The following is a 17,994-nucleotide window of genomic DNA, read 5'->3' on the forward strand; positions in this document are numbered from 1 at the left end:
TACACTTAATACTTCAAAAAACTCTGCCTGTCTTAGAATTTATTGCAAATGAATATACAACGCGAACAATTGATACAATCATGGATTACATCTGTACTCGGTTCAGATCAATTTGAAATTAATTATTTAGCAGGCGATGCAAGCTTCCGTCGTTATGCACGAATCCAGTTTAATCATAAAACATTTATGCTGATGGATGCACCTCCTGATAAAGAAGATTGTGCACCTTTTGTGACAATTGATGAGTTTTTTCATCAAAATGGGGTGCGAGTACCGCATATTATTGCTAAAGATTTAACTCAAGGCTTCTTGCTATTAGAGGACTTTGGCGATGTTTTACTTTCTACACTGCTTAATAATGAAACCGTAGATACCTATTACGAACAAAGTTTTAAACAGTTAATCCAATTACAACAAATCGACGGATTATCAAAATTTCCTGAATATTCATATGAAAAGCTTATTTCTGAAATGGAATTGCTTACAGATTGGATGCTGCCATCATTACAAATTAAGCCAACATCAGATGAAATTGCACTCATTAAACGTACATTTGCCATTTTATCCAATGCTGCTGTTGCTCAACCTCAGGTGATTGTTCATCGTGATTATCACAGCCGTAATTTAATGAAAATTGAAGGTGAAACCGATTTAGGGGTTATTGATTTTCAAGATGCTGTAATTGGTGCAGATACTTACGATTTAATTTCGATTACACGTGATGCTTATGTGCAATGGAATGCGGATCGTGTTTATTCGTGGTTTAAAGTTTTTTATGACATGCTGCCAGAAGCATCAAAAGAAAATCGTGATTTTGAGCAATTTAAAAAAGATGCAGATTTCATGGCGGTTCAACGTCATCTTAAAATTTTAGGTATTTTTGTGCGTTTATTTGAACGTGATGGAAAATCTGGATATTTAAAAGATTTACCGCGTGTAATGTGGTATTTAATTGAAGAAAGTAAAGCATATGATGAACTTAAGCCATTTATGCAATTTATTGAAGAAAAAGTGATGCCTAAATTTGAAGAAAAATATGGCAAATATGAGGTTGTTGCATAAATGAAAGCGATGATTTTGGCCGCAGGATTGGGAAATCGTATGCGACCATTAACCCTTTATAAGCCAAAACCATTATTGGAAGTAGGTGGAAAGCCTTTAATTGTTTGGCATATTGAAAAACTTAAAAGCATTGGTGTAACTGAAATTATTATTAATTCTGCATGGTTGGCGAATGTGCTGATTGGTGCATTAGGTGATGGTTCACAGTTTGGCGTAAAAATTCTTTGGACGCGTGAAGAAGAAGGGTTGGAAACTGCGGGTGGAATTATCAATGCTTTACCATTACTAGGTTCTGAGCCTTTTATTTTGGTCAATGGTGATGTTTGGACAACGTTTGATTTTACTGATTTACTGAATGTTGACCTAAAAGATGATTTGGCTCATTTGGTATTTGTGCACAATCCAGAGCAACATCCTAAAGGTGATTTCACTTTAAAAGATGGACGTGCATACACATTTGATCAAAATATTGATGGTGATAATCTGACATTTAGTGGTGTTTCAGTGATTCATCCCAAAATGTTTGATGGTTTAGAAAACGGAAAACGTCCTTTAGCACCACTTTTGAAAGAGGCGATGTTAAATGGCAAAATTTCTGCTGAAAAAATGCAAGCAGCATGGGTTGATGTTGGTACTCCAGAGCGTTTAGCTGCTTTGGACTTGCAAATTAGACAAGGCTTATACGCTTAAATGAATATTCACTAAGCACATGCTACTGTGCCTTAGTGGATAAATCGGTATACTTCCACTTAATTTAATCGAGTTGTTATTTCATATGCATACGTTTTATCAAGAATTAAAGCAAGGTAGTCAGGCTTTAGGTTTAGAGCTGAGTGAAGAGGCTTTAAATTTATTACTTCAATACCAAGACGCTTTGGTGTTGTGGAATAAAGCATATAATTTAACGGCAATTCGTGATCCGAAAGAAATGTTGGTGAAACATCTTTTGGATAGTTTAAGTATCTTGAATGATCTTCCTAAAGGTCGTTTATTGGATATTGGTACGGGTGGTGGTATGCCGGGTATGATTATTGCCTTGTGTCAACCTGAACGTGAATGCGTTTTGCTCGATTCAAACGGTAAAAAAATTCGCTTTTTAAAGCAATTTATTGCAGATTTAAAACTAAAAAATGTGATTGCAGTGCAAACACGTGTAGAAAATGAAGAAAGCATTGAAGAATTAGGTAAGTTCGATGTCATTACAAGTCGTGCTTTTGCATCATTAACAGACTTTGTTAATGCATCAACGCCATTTATGCATGAAAAAAGTATTATTGCTTCAATGAAAGGTTTAGTTCCAGAAGAAGAAATTATTGCGTTAAAAGAAGAGTTTAGTTGTGACATCATTGCTTTGAAAGTGCCAAGATTAGATGAGCAACGTCATTTACTTTTATTAAATCGTATTTAATTTTCAAAGGATTGGGGAAACTTATGGCACAAATTATTGCGATTGCGAACCAAAAAGGTGGCGTAGGGAAAACCACGACTGCAGTAAATTTAGCCGCATCTTTAGCCGTATTAAAAAAACGTGTACTCCTTGTGGATATGGATTCACAAGGGAATGCCACTATGGGTTCAGGCGTTCAAAAGAATGATCTTTTATATTCAGTAACAGATGTTTTGTTAGGTGAAGTACCCATTGAAACTGCAATTGCAAAGTCTGAAGTAGGCTATAAAGTTTTAGGTTCAAACCGTGACTTAGCAGGTGTTGAACTTGCAATTGCTGAACAAGACGGTCGTGAATTTATTTTGCGTGACGCTTTAAAAGAAGTTGAAAGTTCATTTGATTATATTATTGTAGATTGTGCGCCAAGTTTAAGCCTTATTACTGTAAATGCTTTATCAGCAGTACAGGGTGTATTGATTCCAATGCAATGTGAATACTATGCATTGGAAGGTTTGGCGGATCTAACTCAAACTATTGATCGTATTCAGCAAGCTTTAAATCCAGAGTTAGAAATCATTGGTGTATTACGTACAATGTATGATGCGCGTAGTGCTTTAACAAAAGATGTATCAGAAGAATTATCACAATATTTTGGAAAAAAACTATACGACACTGTAATTCCGCGTAATATTCGTTTAGCGGAAGCGCCAGCACATGGTTTACCTATTATTTATTTTGAAAAAAGTTCAAAGGGTGCGGTTGCATATTTAAATCTTGCAGCTGAGATGTTAAAGAAAAGCAAAGTTAAAAAAGGAAGTAAAGCATGACCACAAAAAAACGCGGATTAGCTAAGGGTCGTGGTTTGGATGCCTTACTTGGGTCAATCCAAAAAGAAAAATTGCAACTTGAGGCTCAAGCGATCGATCATGGTCAGCTCAAACAGATAAATGTTCATTTATTAAAACGTGGCGAATATCAGCCACGTCGTTTTATCAATGAGCAAGATTTACAAGAGTTAGCAGCATCTATTGAAAAACATGGTGTGATGCAACCCATTGTGATTCGTCCGATGGAAGATGAAAAACATCCCTATGAAATTATTGCAGGTGAACGTCGTTGGCGTGCAGCGCAACTTGCAGGTTTAACAGAAATTCCTGCCATTGTTCGCGACTTAACGGATCAAGTTGCAATTGCATTGGCATTAATTGAAAACATTCAACGCCAAGATTTAAACCCAATTGATCAAGCAATGGCTTTGCAGCGTTTTCATGATGAGTTTGGTTTAAGCCATCAAGAAATTGCAGAAACTGTGGGTAAAGCTCGTACAACGGTGAGCAATTTACTGCGTTTATTGTCACTTGCAGATGCTGTAAAAGATTTTATGCAACAAGGCTTGCTTGATATGGGGCATGCGCGTGCAATTTTGACTTTAAAGGCAAAAGATCAACTTAAAGTGGCAGAGATTGTCATTGAGAAAAGTTTATCGGTTCGTCAAACTGAGCAACTTGTTCGTGATTTAAATGCACCGAAAACTGAAAAGACAAAGCAAGATGTTTCACATGATATTCAGCAATTAACACAGCAGTTATCTGAGCGATTCAGTGCTGATGTTAAAATTGATTATAATAAACAAGGCAAAGGAAAGCTTGTGATTAACTATCATTCACTCGATGAACTCGATGGTATTTTGAATATTTGTTTAGCTAAATAACAGATCGCTTTTATTGTTTACATTCTTTTATTTGTTTTTAGTTTGAGAATATAAAAGGTAGATGAAAGAAGTTGAGTGCGGTTTTTGATTTATTGGGGAAAATCAAATGTGGGAATTGGTAAAAGCAGGTGGCTGGTTAATGCTGCCTTTGGTTTTGTGTTCAATCTTTACCGTGGCAATTACAATAGAGCGCTTTATCCGATTAAAAAAAGCACTTATTTTACCAAATCCTATTTTGCTTAAAGTTGGGCAAAGTTCGGAAACTGTTGTACAACAGTTGAAACAATCAACGACTTTAAAAAATAGTACATTAGGTCGAATTTTTTTAGCAGGCTATCAAAGTAAAAATAAGTCGTCTGAATATGTTCGTGCGCAAATGGAAGTAACAGCATCGCAAGAAATTAGTTACCTAGAAAAAAACATTAATTTTTTGGGGACTTTAAGTGCGGTTGCACCTTTGCTTGGTTTGCTTGGAACAGTATTGGGGATTATTGAGTCTTTTTTGGTGATTGATTTAGGCACAAATAGTAATCCAACACTCATGATTCCTGGTGTTTCAAAAGCCTTAATTACAACAGCAGCAGGTATGTTTATTGCGATTCCTGCTTTGTTTGCATATCGTTATTTTCAAAGATTGGTTCAGGAATATATTGCTGAATTAGAACAACAAGCGACGTTATTTCATGCTGGACTTTTTGTCGAGAAATTGACAAATGAAGACCTTGATAAAGTAAGCTAAGGTGAGCCTATGAAATTTAAACGTTCACAGGTTGAAGATATTCACATAAACTTAACGCCAATGATCGATTGTTTGTTGTTTATTTTGGTTTTTTTGCTTTTATCTACAACATTTAATCAAATGAGTCGTATGAATTTAACCTTGCCTGATGCACAAGGCGTACCACCAAAACAATACGACCACAAAATTGAAGTTGTTGTTGATGCTTCAGGACATTATTCTGTTAATGGTCAAGCACTTTCAACAAATGAAGTTGCTGATTTAAATACAGCAATCAAACAAATTTCGAATGATCGTCGAGATTTAATGTTTGTTATTGCAGCCGATGCGAAAGCAACTCATCAAGATGTGATACGCGTGATGGATGTTGCGGGTCAGCTTGGTTTTGTTAATATTAATATTAGTACAAAAGTACCAACCCGAGGTTATTAGTGAAGCCAGATGTTCAGGTTTATCGTCGTTTGCTTAAATATTTAGTCCCATTTTGGGGGCTCGCTATTGTTGTGTTTATTGGTTTCTCAATTAGTGCATCAACTGAAGTTGCTGTTGCTAAATTGTTAGAAAAAATCATTAATGCAATTCAGCATCGAGATACAAGCTTTACCACAATATTTCCATTGCTTGTGGTGGGTTTGGTTTTCTTTCGTGGCTTAGGACAATATATTGGTGGTTACTACACAGCAGTTATTTCTAGGCATTTGGTTTTCAATGTGAGACAAGAAGTTTTTGCGAAAATTTTACGTCTTCCATCTCAATATTTCTTAGACAATACCAGTGGTCATATTACCGCTAAAATCATGTTTAACGTTGAGCAGCTCACTGCGGCAACGACAGAGTCACTAAGAACAGTGGTTCAACAAGGTTTAATTACATTAGGTTTGCTTGGTTTCTTAATTTATACCAACTGGCGCTTAACTTTATGTATTTTGATTTTTGCTCCGCTTATTGGTTTTCTTATTCGTAAAGCGGGTAAGCGCATGCGTAAGCTTTCTATCCTTGTGCAAGACACAATGGGTGATGTAAACCATGTTGTGCAAGAAACGGTAAGTGGTAATGTTGTTGTGAAAGGCTTTGGTGGTCAAAGTTATGAACATGAACGCTTTAAATGGCATTCAATGGAAAATTTACGTCGTGGTTTAAAAATGACGGCAATTGCTCAACTGAATAGCCCTGTTGTTCAGCTTTGTATGTCTATGGCGATGGGTATTATTATTTGGATTGCGTTGCGCCCTGAAATTTTACGTGACATTTCAGCGGGTGAATTTGTTGCTTATATCACTGCTGCGGGTATGTTAAGTAAACCAATTAAAGCATTAACTGAAGTGAATGAAAAAATGCAGCGTGGTTTGGCTGCAGCACATTCTGTATTTGAGCTTTTAGACATGGAAGAAGAGGGAAATACAGGAACACTTACTCCAAAATTAAAAGGTAATGTTCATTTTAATAACGTAAATATGAGTTATTCAGATGGACATAATGCAATTAAAAATTTCACATTAGATATTAAAGCTGGTGAAACTGTTGCGCTTGTAGGGCGTTCAGGTGCGGGTAAATCATCATTGGTGAATTTGCTTGTACGCTATCAAGAAATATCGTCTGGCAGTTTAATGCTTGATGAGTATGATATTCATGATATTGAGTTAAATAACCTTAGAACACAAATTTCAATGGTAAATCAGCAAGTTGTATTGTTTAACCGTACAGTGCGCGAAAACATCGCTTATGGACAGCTTGAAGGAGCAAGTGATGAAGATGTCATTGCTGCTGCAAAAGCCGCTTATGCACATGATTTCATTATGGCACTGCCTGAAGGTTATAACACAGAGCTTGGTGCACAAGGTTTGAATTTATCAGGTGGTCAACGTCAACGTATTGCTATTGCTCGTGCCATTCTTAAAAATGCGCCAATTCTTATTCTAGATGAAGCAACAAGTGCTCTTGATAATGAATCTGAATACTTTATTCAGCAGGCATTTGATGCCGCTATGCAAGACCGAACCACCATTGTGATCGCGCATCGCTTATCTACAATTGAAAATGCAGATCGTATTGTTGTAATGGATCAAGGTTCGATTTTAGAAAGTGGTACACATTTAGAATTACTTGCACAAAAAGGCACGTATTTCCAATTACATCAACGTAATTTTGAGGAATAAAGTATAAATGTCGGTTGCACAATTTATTCAGGATGCTTGGAATAAACAAGCGAAGTGGTTAATTGTGTTCCGACCACTTTCTATTTTATACCGCTCAGTTTCCATGCTTAATCATAAATTATATCAAGCGGGAATTAAGTCCTCATATACAGCACCTGTGCCTGTAATGGTGATTGGTAATATTACGGTAGGTGGTAGTGGTAAAACTCCATTACTCATACATTTGGTTGACTATCTAGAGTCAATAAATATTCGCGTTGGTGTCATTAGTCGTGGTTATGGTGGTAAAGGTCCTTTTCCTGCTTATGTAGATGTAAATTCTGAACCCAATGAAGTTGGGGATGAGCCATGTCTCATTGTTCAATCTACAGCTGTTCCAATGGTGGTTGGAGCAAATAGACAAGAAAATATTGAATTATTGCTATCTAGACATGAACTAGATTTAATTATTAGTGATGATGGTTTACAACATTATGCGTTAAATCGCCAATTAGAATGGATTGTTTTAGATAATAACCGTGGTTTAGGTAATGAAAAAATTCTGCCAGAAGGTTATCTTCGAGAGCCAAAAAGTCGCTTAGACACCGCAACAGTCATTGAGCATGCGGCACATCCACAATCTCATTTAAATATGCATTTAGAAGTTTCATCTCCATATTTATTAAATGCAAAAACCGATACTTTATTTGATATCAATCAAGACTATTACGCTGTTGTAGGTATTGGTTATCCACAACGTTTTTATAAAACCCTTCAATCTTTAGGGATCACGCAATTTCAATGTCATGAATTTCCAGATCATCATGATTATGAAATTCAAGATTTACAATTTGAAGATGCCAATCCAATTATTACCACAGAAAAAGATGCAGTAAAGCTATTGCCACTTTTGAAAAAAAATCCAAATTTTAAACGTGAAATTTGGGTGATACCTGTAGAAGCAGTATTAAGTACGCCATGTTATGCGTTGTTGAATGATCAGCTTAAAGAGCTGGGCATTCAAATTCATTAAGGTCAAAATATGAAACACATTGTTATTCCTGCTCGTTTTGCAAGCTCTCGTCTTCCAGGTAAGCCACTCCTTGAAATTCATGGTCGACCGATGATTTTACGTGTGGTTGATCAAGCAAAAAAAGTCGAAGGTTTTGATGATTTGTGTGTTGCAACAGATGATGAACGAATTGCTGAAATTTGTCGTGCAGATGGTGTGGATGTGGTTTTAACCTCTAGTGGCCATCCATCTGGTACAGACCGTTTAAGTGAAGTTGCACGTATTAAAGGTTGGGCGAGTGAAGATATTATTGTAAATGTACAAGGTGATGAGCCACTTTTACCTGCCAAATTGGTGAAGCAAGTTGCTCAATTGTTGGTAGATCAACCTACAAGTTCAATGTCGACATTGTGTGAACCTATTTCTCATCTTGAAGAATTTAAACGTGACAGCATCGTAAAAGTAGTGATGTCTAAGCACAACCAAGCTTTGTATTTTAGCCGTGCAACAATTCCTTATGATCGTGATGGTGCGAGAAATACTGAGCAAAAATTGCATGATCAGGCCTTTCGTCATTTAGGTTTATACGCATATCGTGTACAACTTTTAAAAGAATATGTGACTTGGGATATGGGTGCTTTAGAGCGTTTGGAAAGTCTTGAGCAATTACGTGTTTTGGAAAATGGACATAAAATTGCGATTGCCGTTGCAGAAGCGAATTTACCTCCTGGTGTTGATACTCAAGAAGATTTAGATCGTTTAAATGCGATGGATGTTTCTGCTTTTCTATAATTTAGGGATTTAACATGCAAGAACAGCGTGGGCAAGTGTATCCATGGCAACAACAAGTTTGGGAAAACTTAACATCACGCTTTCCTAAAATTGGTCATGGCTTGCTTTTTTATGGCAAAAAAGGCTGTGGTAAAGAGGCATTTGCGCAACAATTTCTTGCATGGGTTTTATGTCTGAATAGACATGAAAAAAATGAGCCGTGTGGCACATGTGGGAGTTGTTTATGGCTAAAAGCAGATACACATCCTAACTATGTGTATATTTCTACAGATGAAGATAATAAAAAGCAAAATGCCAAAATAAAAATTGAAAAGGTTCGAGACTTACAACCGTTTGTGCAACAAACTGTAGATGGTTGGCGTGTGATTGTGATTGAGCCGGCAGAAGCGCTTAATATGGCATCATCAAATGCGCTTCTAAAAACCTTAGAAGAGCCAGGTGAGCGAACAATTCTTATTTTGTTGGCAGATCATTACTTGAAATTGCCTGCAACTATTCGAAGCAGATTGCAGCATTTTGCTTTAGATCGTATTGAAGAGAGTCAAACCACTCAATTTTTACTTGAAAATTTAGTAGAAGATTTACAACCCAAAATTCCATTACTAATGAATCTATCGAACCAAATGCCTTTATTTGCATTGGAATTGGCGGAAAAAGAGTGGGTTGTTAAACGTGATTTATTTATTCAAGATTGGCAAAGATTGGTTATGCAAAAGAACATGCCTTTGGCCATTGCGAGTAAGTGGAATAAAGAGCTAAGTTTTACAGATTTTACGCAAATGTTTGAATATCTTTTAGCAGATTTAATTTGTGTTAAGTTGGATCAACAAATTAAAAATATTGATTTGAATTTTACTGTTTTAGCCGAGCAATATTCACTAGAAACACTATTTACGATATATTCAGAATTACAACAAGCAAAAAAACTCACCTTGCAGAATGTGCAAGGTAATTTAGTTATCGATCAACTTTGTATTAAATTAATGAATATTTAGGGGAACAATATGCAACCACGTGGCGGTATTATCCAAGCAAATATTGTAGATAAAGACATGCTGTACCAGAGTTATATGCCTTACGTTGTAGGTGGTGGATTGTTTATTCCATCGAAACAAGCTGTAAAAATGGGAGAAGAAGTTTTTGTTTTGGCAACATTGCCTGAACAATCTCAGAAAATTCCACTTACAGGTAAGGTGATTTGGATTTCTCATAAGCAAAATGGCATCAAATTACAAGGTTTTGGTATTCAGTTAACAGGCGAAAAGGGTGTTTTTTATAAGTCTGAAGCAGAAAAAATGCTTGCAGGGTTTAAAGCTGTAGGTCGTAATAGTTACACTATGTAATTCAAATTATTTTAGGAAGTTATCGTGTTTGTAGATACTCATTGCCATTTAACGATGTTGGATTTAACACCTTATGATGGACAGTTAGATTTAGCTTTGGCACAAGCCCGTGAAGCGGGTGTATCCAAATTTATGGGTATCTCAGTCGATTTAGATGATCATATTGAGCTTGCTAAAATTGCAGCTCGTCATGATGATGTTGGTTATACGGTTGGTGTACATCCGTGTGAAGATCCTGCAGTAATGGCACGTGCAACAACAGAACACTTAATTGAGCTGGCACAAGCAGATAAAGTTTGGGCAATTGGTGAAACAGGTCTAGATTATTTTCATAGCACGGAATTTGTTGCAGAACAAAAAGAATGTTTTGCTCGACATATTCACGCATCGCAAAGTGTGAAAAAACCAGTGGTTGTGCATACTCGAGCTGCTAAGTCTGACACGATAGATATTATTCGCGCTGAAAAATCGACACATGGCATTTTGCATTGCTTTACAGAAGATTGGGAAACAGCAAAAGCGGTCTTAGATTGTGGATATTACATTTCATTTTCAGGCATTGTATCTTTTAAAAATGCTCAAGATTTACGTGATGTTGCGAAGCAAGTTCCATTAGATCGTGTGCTTATCGAAACAGATAGTCCTTATTTGGCACCAATGCCCTATAGAGGAAAGTCTAATGAACCAAAGTACGTTCCCTATGTAGCCAAAGCCTTAAGTGATGTATATGATAAGTCTCTAGAGGAAATGGCTTTCATAACAATGAAAAATTTTGAAAACCTCCTAAATATGAAATAAATACCATCATTCGATGGCTAAAAGCAGAAGAGAGTTTATAGGGTGAAGATGGATCGTCAGGCTCAGTTTCGAGCAAGAGAAACCTTAATTTTCCAAGTTGCAGAACAATTGCTTCTAGAAAATGGCGAATCAGGCATGACGCTTGATGCTTTAGCCGCTGAATTGGATTTGGCAAAGGGAACGCTTTATAAACATTTTCAAAGTAAAGATGAGCTTTATATGATGCTCATTGTTCGCAATGAAAATATGTTGCTTGAAATGATTAAGGATGCTGAAAAAGCATTTTCTGAACATTTAGCATTTTTTATGTTGCATCACTTACATCATCCTGAAAGAACGGTTTTGTTTCACCAAATTGAAGAGCGTTTGTCGACTACGGGCGTGGGTGTAAATCATCTATTTACAGAGTTGTACCAAATTAGAAAACAGCGTTTACGAATTATCATTCGTATGACAGAAACATATTTGGAAACAATTGAAAGTGGAATGTCTGTCCGAGATTATTTGGCTTCAATTTGGGCATTAACATACGGTGCTGCAGCTATTTTAAACTCAAGTTTTTATCAGCGCTATTTAGGCTCGCGAGATACTTTACGTGTCGCTTATATCGACCAAGCATTAGCAATACCCAAACAAGGAAAATTATTAGATTTTGCAATCTGATTAATTTTTTATAAAAGGCGACGATTTATTCGGAAGAGATTATTTCAATAAATCGTCGTCTTTTATTTGTGCTAATTTTATCATGATGATTTTTATGTGAAATTTAAGGGGCGCATTTATTTAAATTTTCTAATTAAATTAGAGAGTAATTTTGAATTAGAAAAACATAAAAATAACAGAACAACCTTTATTTTATAAAAGTAAAAATAATTTAATCAAAATTTAATTGTCGAGATAAGCACGATATGTTTTACCTATCATAATGAACTGTAAAATTAATGTGTGTAACTGATTTTTTGCATTATAATCAAATTAATCCATCCATATTTTACACGCCACGACATATGATTATTCGTAAGTTATTTAAGTTTGAAAACGCTCATGTTGTTCGCAATTGCACGTCAGACCGATGCAAGCGCTCTATACACGGCCATAGTTATAAGGTTGAGTTGTTGCTTAAAGCTACGAAATTAGATCATGGTCAAATGGTATATGACTTTGGTTTACTTAAAGGTGTAATTAAGGATTTAATCGATTCTTTTGATCATGCGATTTGTTTTTGGGAACATGATAGCCAAGAATATATTCAAGCATGTAAAACATTTAGTGCACGTTGGGTGTCTTTACCTGTATCTCCATCGGCAGAACAATTTTCACGTATTTTCTTTTATTTAGCTCAACAAGTTTTGGCTTCGACAGAAACTCAAAACGGAGAGGGTGATGTAGAAGTTTACTCTGTAATTGTGCATGAAACGGATACAGGATATGCACAAAGCTTTGCTGAAGATATTGATAATGAACAAATGGGTTTATTAACATTAGATCAAATTGGGTTTTCAGAGCAAATACAAGCAGAATGGGCAGATTCAGCGATGTATGATAAATTGAAGCAAGGGATTAAGTTTCAAAATCCAGTTGTAGATTTGCAAGTAAAACTTTAAATCGCTTTAGTAAAATTTTTGGACATTATTTTTAGGACTTAAGGAAAAGATATGCCTTTTACAGATCAACAGCTCACTAAATTAGAAAAAGTGCAGTTGGAGGCAAATTGGAAAGAGAGTTTAAGTGATTTTTTACTTAGCCCTAAAATGGATGAGCTGAAAGACTTTTTAAGACAAGAGAAAAAAGAAGATAAGGTTGTATATCCACCGAGTCATTTAATTTTCAATGCTTTAAATACAACACCTTTACCAAATGTAAAAGTCGTTATTTTGGGTCAAGATCCTTATCATGGGCCAAACCAAGCACACGGATTAAGCTTTTCTGTACAAAGAGGGGTTGCATTACCACCATCTTTGCGTAATATTTTTCATGAATTACATAACGATTTAGAAGTCCCTATTTCAAAACATGGCGATCTAAGTCGTTGGGCGGAACAAGGTGTACTGCTTTTAAACAGTGTATTGACGGTGGAAGCAGGACAACCAACGTCGCATCAAAAACGTGGTTGGGAAGATTTTACAGATCACGTGATTGATGTTTTAAATGAACAGCGTGAGCATATTGTTTTCATTTTATGGGGAGCATATGCGCAGCGTAAAGGACAGCGAATCGATCAAAATAAACACATGGTACTAAAAGCTGTGCATCCATCACCATTGGCAGCAAACCGAGGCGGTTTTTTTGGTTGTAAAGTGTTTTCAAAAACAAATAATTATCTTAAACAAAATGGCATTGAGCCTATAGATTGGCAGCTGGACGCATGACTTATTCTCCCATATCAAAACAATATCATCCTGACTTAATTGTTGAGGAAGCAAATAATGGTTGGCGTATTGTTCGCTTAAACCGTCCAAAATCCTTGCATGCTTTAGATGAATCTATTGTTTCTGCATTGTTAGAAGTCTTTCAAGATTTTCATGTCGATGATAGCGTTAAGGCAATTTGGTTAGACTCAACAACACCTAAAGCATTTTGTGCAGGTGGGGATGTTCGCAAACTACGCCAGCTTGTCATTAATAATGAAGTTGAAACTGCAAATCAATTTTTTGAGCAAGAGTATGCTTTAGATTTACTGCTACATAACTATGCAAAACCTGTACTTGTATGGGGTGAAGGTTATGTCATGGGTGGTGGTTTAGGTCTATTTATGGCTGCGCCATTCCGTTTGGTGACACCATATTCACGTTTAGCAATGCCTGAAATTAATATTGGTTTATATCCAGATGTTGGGGCAACTCGCTTTTTAGCTGATCGTGGTGCTATTGGGTTGTTCACAGGATTGACGGGTTCAATCATGACGGCTGCGGGAGCTTATGGTATTGGTTGGGCAACGCATATTTGTGATGCACAGCGCGACTCAGTGTTAAGCAAAGTGATTAATATTGATTGGAATCATTATCCTGCAGGTGATTTTAGAGCAATTGATGATACTTTAAATAGTATGCATCGACCTGTTGGCCCTGGTCCACTGCAAAACTCTTTAGATGTCATTCAAAGTGTTTGTCGCGGTGTGAATTTTGAGCATGACTATGAATCTATTATTGGTTTGAGTGATGCGCGTAGTGATTGGTTACGTCAAGCAAGTGAAAATTTGCAAAAAGGTTCGCCAACGACAGCTGCTTTAACTTGGTTGTTATGGCAATGGGGTAAGCAAATTCATTCTTGGAATGAAGTTTTTGAACTTGAAAATCAAATTTCAAATTGGAAAATCCGTCACCCAGATTTTGTAGAAGGTGTTCGTGCGCGTTTGGTAGATAAAGACTTATCTCCAGAATGGCATAAGGGTCAGGATTTATCACTTAAAGGAATTTTAGGCGATCATCCTCCAGTAACAACAATTGAAAGCTGGAACATCTTGCTGAAACATTATGGTGTTATCAGTTAATTTATGGCAGAAAAGTTTACAGATGAATATTGGATGCAGCAGGCGATAGAACTTGCTGCTCAAGCTGCTTCAATGGGTGAAATTCCTGTGGGTGCAATTATTGTAAGTCGGAATCAAGTCATTGGTTCTGGCTTTAATGCACCAATCTCTTCAAATGATCCTACTTCGCATGCAGAAATTGTTGCAATACGACAAGCATGTGCACAAATTGAAAATTATCGCTTACCTGAAGATGCCACACTTTATGTCACACTTGAGCCGTGTACCATGTGTGTTGGTGCGCTTATTCATTCTCGAATTAAACGTGTTGTATTTGCAACAACAGAGCCGAAAGCAGGTTCTTTGGTGAGTGCACGTCAATTATTAAATAGTGGTTATTACAATCATGTTTTTGAGTTTGAATCTGGTTGTTTAGCAGATGAATGTTCTGCGCAATTATCAGCATTTTTTAAAATGCGTAGAGAACAAAAGCGAAATTTAAAGAAGCAAGATTCATTATTGAATAATTTGAAATAATTAATATTCAGTCGACGTTGTCTACGAATCAATATTGCGAGGGATCATGTGAATTCAATACAAATTAGAAAAGATTTTAATGCGCCAATCGGGCAAGTATTTGAGTTGTTGTCTAAGCACGATACTTATAATGTAGCTTTCGCTCCCATGCAGGTTGAACGCATAAAAGATGCCTTAGATGTGAATCGACCAGATGGTGTGGGGTCTATACGTAAACTGGGTATTGGTAGGATAAAACCACTTCAAGAACAAATCACATTATTGTTGCCGAATGAGCGAATTGAATACAAAATTATTAAAAATCCGCTCGTTCAGCATCATATTGGCATCATTGAGTTCGAAGCTGTAGATGAAAAAACAACGCGCGTAACATATACCATTGAATTAAAGATGTATTTACCTTTTGTAAGTAAATTAATTCTTGCACAGCTAAAATCTGGTATTAAACTAGGTTTCTCCAAACTCGCTAAAACTGTATAAGTTAAAATGGAAATGCAATGACAGTTCAAATTATTACGATTGATGGTCCAAGTGGTTCAGGCAAGGGAACACTCGCTGCAAAACTTGCAGAGCATTATCAATTCCATCTTCTGGATTCGGGTGCGCTTTATCGTTTACTTGGATTGTCATTAAAAAAGCAAGATTTACTGGAAAAATTAGAGACGCATTTAGAGCAATGCGTACACATTGCGTCACAATTAAATATTCAATTTTTAAGTAGCGAACAAGGTACAAAAGTTCTTTTAGATAATGAAGATGTATCTCAGCAAATTCGTACAGAAGAAGTTGGAAGCTTTGCTTCAAAAGTTGCGGCAATTCCAAAACTTAGAACTGCATTATTGCAACGCCAACGCGATTTTGCACAAGCGCCTGGCTTAGTTGCAGATGGTCGAGATATGGCGACTTCTATTTTTCCACAAGCACAAGCGAAAATATATTTAACCGCTTCTGCTCAGTCTAGAGCCGAGCGACGAGTAAACCAGTTGCAGGCTATGGGGCTAGATGTTAAAATAAGCGACATTTTAGCTAATATCGAAGCTCGAGATAAGCGAGATATGGAGCGCGAAGTCGCTCCACTCAAGCCTGCAACTGATGCATACATGATTGATAGTTCAGCTTTGAACATCGATGAAGTATTCAAGTTAATGACAACTTATATCGACAAGAAATTAGTAAACTAAATAATTTTTTAGCAGAAGCATAGCTTGATCAGTCTTATACGGACTATGTGAACGCTCTATTAAACCGGCCTTGTCTGATCCAAGACCGCTGACTTTATCAGGTATATCATGACCGAATCTTTTGCAGCCCTCTTTGAAGAAAGCGAATTAAACCTCAACGTTGAAAAGGGTGCTGTCATCCAAGGCGTTGTAGTAAGCATTGACTCTGATTGGGTAACTGTTGACACTGGCCTTAAATCTGAAGGTGTTGTTGACCGTGCTGAATTCTTAAATGAACAACGTGAACTTGAAGTTCAAGTTGGCGACACTGTAGACGTTGTTGTTGAAGCTCTTGACAACGGTATGGGTCAAACAGTTCTTTCACGCGAAAAAGCTAAACGCGCTGAAACTTGGACTAAACTTGAAAAAATCTTTGAAGATGGCGAAATCGTTACTGGTGTTATTTCTGGTAAAGTTAAAGGCGGTTTCACTGTTGACATCGGTCCAGTACGTGCATTCTTACCGGGTTCTTTAGTAGATACACGTCCTATCCGTGATACTACTCACCTTGAAGGTAAAGAGTTAGAATTCAAAGTAATCAAACTTGATGCTAAACGTAACAACGTTGTTGTATCTCGTCGTGCTGTTATGGAAGCTGAATCTTCAGCTGACCGTGAAGCTCTTCTTGCTCAGCTTGAAGAAGGTCAAACAGTTACAGGTACTATCAAAAACCTTACTGATTACGGCGCATTCGTTGACCTTGGCGGTATCGATGGTCTTCTTCACATCACTGACATGGCTTGGAAACGTATCAAGCACCCATCAGAAGTTGTTGAAGTTGGTCAAGAAGTTACTGTTAAAGTACTTAAATTTGACAAAGAACGTAACCGCGTATCTTTAGGCCTTAAACAATTAGGCGAAGATCCATGGTTAGCGATCATGAACCGTTACCCTAAAGGTTCTATCGTTAAAGCTCGCGTAACTAACTTAACTGACTACGGCTGTTTCGCAGAAATCGCTGAAGGCGTTGAAGGTTTAGTACACGTTTCAGAAATGGATCACACTAACAAAAACATCCACCCATCTAAAGTAGTTCAGATTGGTGATGAAGTTGATGTTATGGTTCTTGAAGTTGATGAAGAACGTCGTCGTATTTCTCTTGGTATTAAACAAACTCGTGCTAACCCATGGGAAGAGTTCTCTAAAAACCATGATAAAGGCGAAAAAGTTTCAGGTACTATCAAGTCAATCACTGACTTCGGTATCTTCATCGGTTTACCTGGTGGTATCGATGGTCTAGTTCACTTGTCTGATATTTCTTGGAACGAACAAGGCGAAGAAGCTATTCGTCGTTACAAGAAAGGTGACACTGTTGAAGCAGTTATCTTATCTGTAGATGCTGATGGCAACCGTATTAGCCTTGGTATCAAACAAATGAACAACGATCCGTTCAATGATTTCTTAGCGACTAACGAACGTGGTGCTTTAGTTAAAGGTACTGTAACTGCAGTTGACGCTAAAGGCGCTACTATTAAGTTAGCTGACGAAGTTGAAGCGACTCTTAAAGCATCTGAAATCAACCGCGATCGCGTTGAAGATGCAACTAAGTTCCTTGAAGTTGGTCAAGAAGTTGAAGCTAAAATCATCAACGTTGATCGTAAGTCACGTGCTATCAACTTGTCTATCAAAGCGAAAGATGAAGCTGAAGAAAAAGAAGCTGTTGCAAACTTGAAAACTGCAGCAACTACTTCAGAAAATGGTCCTAAGACTATTGGTGATTTGATCAAAGCTCAAATGGGTAACTAAGTATTCGTTTTAAGGTATTGTTAATGTATAAATTAACCAATAC

21 protein-coding genes are annotated in these 17,994 nt (G+C 36.8%); all 21 read left to right on the top strand.

Annotated features, from left to right (window positions below; all coding sequences use genetic code 11):
* Nucleotides 1-48 precede the first annotated feature (48 nt).
* The 21 genes from A6M14_RS02570 to rpsA all read left to right on the top strand — a co-directional run bounded on the left by A6M14_RS02570 (nt 49) and on the right by rpsA (nt 17,951).
* Nucleotides 49-1,062: an aminoglycoside phosphotransferase family protein gene (locus tag A6M14_RS02570; RefSeq protein ID WP_152873453.1), complete on the top strand. Its 1,014-nt coding sequence runs from the start codon at nt 49-51 to the stop codon at nt 1,060-1,062.
* The gene (gene murU / locus A6M14_RS02575; protein WP_152873455.1) at nt 1,063-1,752 is read left to right on the top strand and encodes an N-acetylmuramate alpha-1-phosphate uridylyltransferase MurU; all 690 of its coding nucleotides are present in this window, start codon (nt 1,063-1,065) and stop codon (nt 1,750-1,752) included. It abuts the gene before it with no gap.
* An 85-nt stretch (nt 1,753-1,837) separates the two neighbouring features.
* Nucleotides 1,838-2,470, top strand: a complete 633-nt coding sequence (gene rsmG / locus A6M14_RS02580) for a 16S rRNA (guanine(527)-N(7))-methyltransferase RsmG (protein ID WP_152873457.1) — start codon at nt 1,838-1,840, stop codon at nt 2,468-2,470.
* Between the two features lie 23 nt (nt 2,471-2,493).
* Nucleotides 2,494-3,276: a ParA family protein gene (locus A6M14_RS02585; protein ID WP_152873459.1), complete on the top strand. Its 783-nt coding sequence runs from the start codon at nt 2,494-2,496 to the stop codon at nt 3,274-3,276.
* Entirely contained in the window at nt 3,273-4,160 is an 888-nt protein-coding gene (locus tag A6M14_RS02590) for a ParB/RepB/Spo0J family partition protein (protein WP_152873461.1), read from the top strand. The genes A6M14_RS02585 and A6M14_RS02590 overlap by 4 nt, the downstream gene beginning before the upstream one ends.
* 106 nt (nt 4,161-4,266) lie before the next feature.
* On the top strand, nt 4,267-4,899 hold the full coding sequence (locus A6M14_RS02595; RefSeq protein ID WP_152873462.1) for a MotA/TolQ/ExbB proton channel family protein: 633 nt from the start codon (nt 4,267-4,269) through the stop codon (nt 4,897-4,899).
* Nucleotides 4,900-4,908: 9 nt separating this feature from the next.
* Complete coding sequence (locus tag A6M14_RS02600; protein WP_152873464.1) at nt 4,909-5,331, top strand: ExbD/TolR family protein; 423 nt, start codon at nt 4,909-4,911, stop codon at nt 5,329-5,331.
* The gene (gene msbA, locus A6M14_RS02605; RefSeq protein WP_188110839.1) at nt 5,331-7,055 is read left to right on the top strand and encodes a lipid A export permease/ATP-binding protein MsbA; all 1,725 of its coding nucleotides are present in this window, start codon (nt 5,331-5,333) and stop codon (nt 7,053-7,055) included. The genes A6M14_RS02600 and msbA overlap by 1 nt, the downstream gene beginning before the upstream one ends.
* A gap of 7 nt (nt 7,056-7,062) precedes the next feature.
* Nucleotides 7,063-8,067 (top strand): tetraacyldisaccharide 4'-kinase, encoded by a 1,005-nt coding sequence (gene lpxK / locus A6M14_RS02610; protein ID WP_152873466.1) that lies wholly within the window; start codon nt 7,063-7,065, stop codon nt 8,065-8,067.
* Nucleotides 8,068-8,076: 9 nt separating this feature from the next.
* Nucleotides 8,077-8,838 carry a 3-deoxy-manno-octulosonate cytidylyltransferase gene (gene kdsB / locus A6M14_RS02615; protein WP_152873468.1) on the top strand — a complete coding sequence of 254 codons (762 nt, stop codon included), beginning with the start codon at nt 8,077-8,079 and terminating at the stop codon, nt 8,836-8,838.
* A gap of 14 nt (nt 8,839-8,852) precedes the next feature.
* Nucleotides 8,853-9,833, top strand: a complete 981-nt coding sequence (locus tag A6M14_RS02620; RefSeq protein ID WP_152873470.1) for a DNA polymerase III subunit delta' — start codon at nt 8,853-8,855, stop codon at nt 9,831-9,833.
* A 9-nt stretch (nt 9,834-9,842) separates the two neighbouring features.
* Nucleotides 9,843-10,181, top strand: a complete 339-nt coding sequence (locus tag A6M14_RS02625; protein WP_152873472.1) for a PilZ domain-containing protein — start codon at nt 9,843-9,845, stop codon at nt 10,179-10,181.
* A gap of 24 nt (nt 10,182-10,205) precedes the next feature.
* Entirely contained in the window at nt 10,206-10,979 is a 774-nt protein-coding gene (locus A6M14_RS02630; RefSeq protein WP_163124385.1) for a TatD family hydrolase, read from the top strand.
* A 48-nt stretch (nt 10,980-11,027) separates the two neighbouring features.
* Entirely contained in the window at nt 11,028-11,642 is a 615-nt protein-coding gene (locus A6M14_RS02635; RefSeq protein WP_152873474.1) for a TetR/AcrR family transcriptional regulator, read from the top strand.
* A gap of 344 nt (nt 11,643-11,986) precedes the next feature.
* A complete protein-coding gene (locus tag A6M14_RS02640; RefSeq protein WP_152873476.1) occupies nt 11,987-12,583 on the top strand; it encodes a 6-pyruvoyl trahydropterin synthase family protein in 597 nt (198 codons plus the stop codon).
* Between the two features lie 51 nt (nt 12,584-12,634).
* A complete protein-coding gene (gene ung, locus A6M14_RS02645) occupies nt 12,635-13,348 on the top strand; it encodes a uracil-DNA glycosylase (protein ID WP_152873478.1) in 714 nt (237 codons plus the stop codon).
* On the top strand, nt 13,345-14,469 hold the full coding sequence (locus A6M14_RS02650) for an enoyl-CoA hydratase/isomerase family protein (RefSeq protein WP_152873480.1): 1,125 nt from the start codon (nt 13,345-13,347) through the stop codon (nt 14,467-14,469). Before ung ends, A6M14_RS02650 begins: the two co-directional genes overlap by 4 nt.
* Before the next feature lie 3 nt (nt 14,470-14,472).
* Complete coding sequence (gene tadA / locus A6M14_RS02655; RefSeq protein ID WP_152873482.1) at nt 14,473-14,985, top strand: tRNA adenosine(34) deaminase TadA; 513 nt, start codon at nt 14,473-14,475, stop codon at nt 14,983-14,985.
* 48 nt (nt 14,986-15,033) lie between these two features.
* Nucleotides 15,034-15,465, top strand: a complete 432-nt coding sequence (locus A6M14_RS02660; protein ID WP_188110840.1) for an SRPBCC family protein — start codon at nt 15,034-15,036, stop codon at nt 15,463-15,465.
* Between the two features lie 17 nt (nt 15,466-15,482).
* Nucleotides 15,483-16,166: a (d)CMP kinase gene (gene cmk, locus A6M14_RS02665; RefSeq protein ID WP_152873484.1), complete on the top strand. Its 684-nt coding sequence runs from the start codon at nt 15,483-15,485 to the stop codon at nt 16,164-16,166.
* Between the two features lie 108 nt (nt 16,167-16,274).
* The gene (gene rpsA / locus A6M14_RS02670; protein WP_152873486.1) at nt 16,275-17,951 is read left to right on the top strand and encodes a 30S ribosomal protein S1; all 1,677 of its coding nucleotides are present in this window, start codon (nt 16,275-16,277) and stop codon (nt 17,949-17,951) included.
* The last annotated feature ends 43 nt before the right edge of the window (nt 17,952-17,994 follow it).

Origin of the sequence: Acinetobacter portensis, assembly GCF_009372215.1 — a bacterium.
Lineage (GTDB): Bacteria > Pseudomonadota > Gammaproteobacteria > Pseudomonadales > Moraxellaceae > Acinetobacter > Acinetobacter portensis.

Coding starts and splice junctions, on each gene's coding strand:
- A6M14_RS02570 (WP_152873453.1), top strand. CDS start 49: ATGAATATACAACGCGAACAATTGATACAATCATGGATTACATCTGTA.
- murU (WP_152873455.1), top strand. CDS start 1,063: ATGAAAGCGATGATTTTGGCCGCAGGATTGGGAAATCGTATGCGACCA.
- rsmG (WP_152873457.1), top strand. CDS start 1,838: ATGCATACGTTTTATCAAGAATTAAAGCAAGGTAGTCAGGCTTTAGGT.
- A6M14_RS02585 (WP_152873459.1), top strand. CDS start 2,494: ATGGCACAAATTATTGCGATTGCGAACCAAAAAGGTGGCGTAGGGAAA.
- A6M14_RS02590 (WP_152873461.1), top strand. CDS start 3,273: ATGACCACAAAAAAACGCGGATTAGCTAAGGGTCGTGGTTTGGATGCC.
- A6M14_RS02595 (WP_152873462.1), top strand. CDS start 4,267: ATGTGGGAATTGGTAAAAGCAGGTGGCTGGTTAATGCTGCCTTTGGTT.
- A6M14_RS02600 (WP_152873464.1), top strand. CDS start 4,909: ATGAAATTTAAACGTTCACAGGTTGAAGATATTCACATAAACTTAACG.
- lpxK (WP_152873466.1), top strand. CDS start 7,063: ATGTCGGTTGCACAATTTATTCAGGATGCTTGGAATAAACAAGCGAAG.
- kdsB (WP_152873468.1), top strand. CDS start 8,077: ATGAAACACATTGTTATTCCTGCTCGTTTTGCAAGCTCTCGTCTTCCA.
- A6M14_RS02620 (WP_152873470.1), top strand. CDS start 8,853: ATGCAAGAACAGCGTGGGCAAGTGTATCCATGGCAACAACAAGTTTGG.
- A6M14_RS02625 (WP_152873472.1), top strand. CDS start 9,843: ATGCAACCACGTGGCGGTATTATCCAAGCAAATATTGTAGATAAAGAC.
- A6M14_RS02635 (WP_152873474.1), top strand. CDS start 11,028: ATGGATCGTCAGGCTCAGTTTCGAGCAAGAGAAACCTTAATTTTCCAA.
- A6M14_RS02640 (WP_152873476.1), top strand. CDS start 11,987: ATGATTATTCGTAAGTTATTTAAGTTTGAAAACGCTCATGTTGTTCGC.
- ung (WP_152873478.1), top strand. CDS start 12,635: ATGCCTTTTACAGATCAACAGCTCACTAAATTAGAAAAAGTGCAGTTG.
- A6M14_RS02650 (WP_152873480.1), top strand. CDS start 13,345: ATGACTTATTCTCCCATATCAAAACAATATCATCCTGACTTAATTGTT.
- tadA (WP_152873482.1), top strand. CDS start 14,473: ATGGCAGAAAAGTTTACAGATGAATATTGGATGCAGCAGGCGATAGAA.
- cmk (WP_152873484.1), top strand. CDS start 15,483: ATGACAGTTCAAATTATTACGATTGATGGTCCAAGTGGTTCAGGCAAG.
- rpsA (WP_152873486.1), top strand. CDS start 16,275: ATGACCGAATCTTTTGCAGCCCTCTTTGAAGAAAGCGAATTAAACCTC.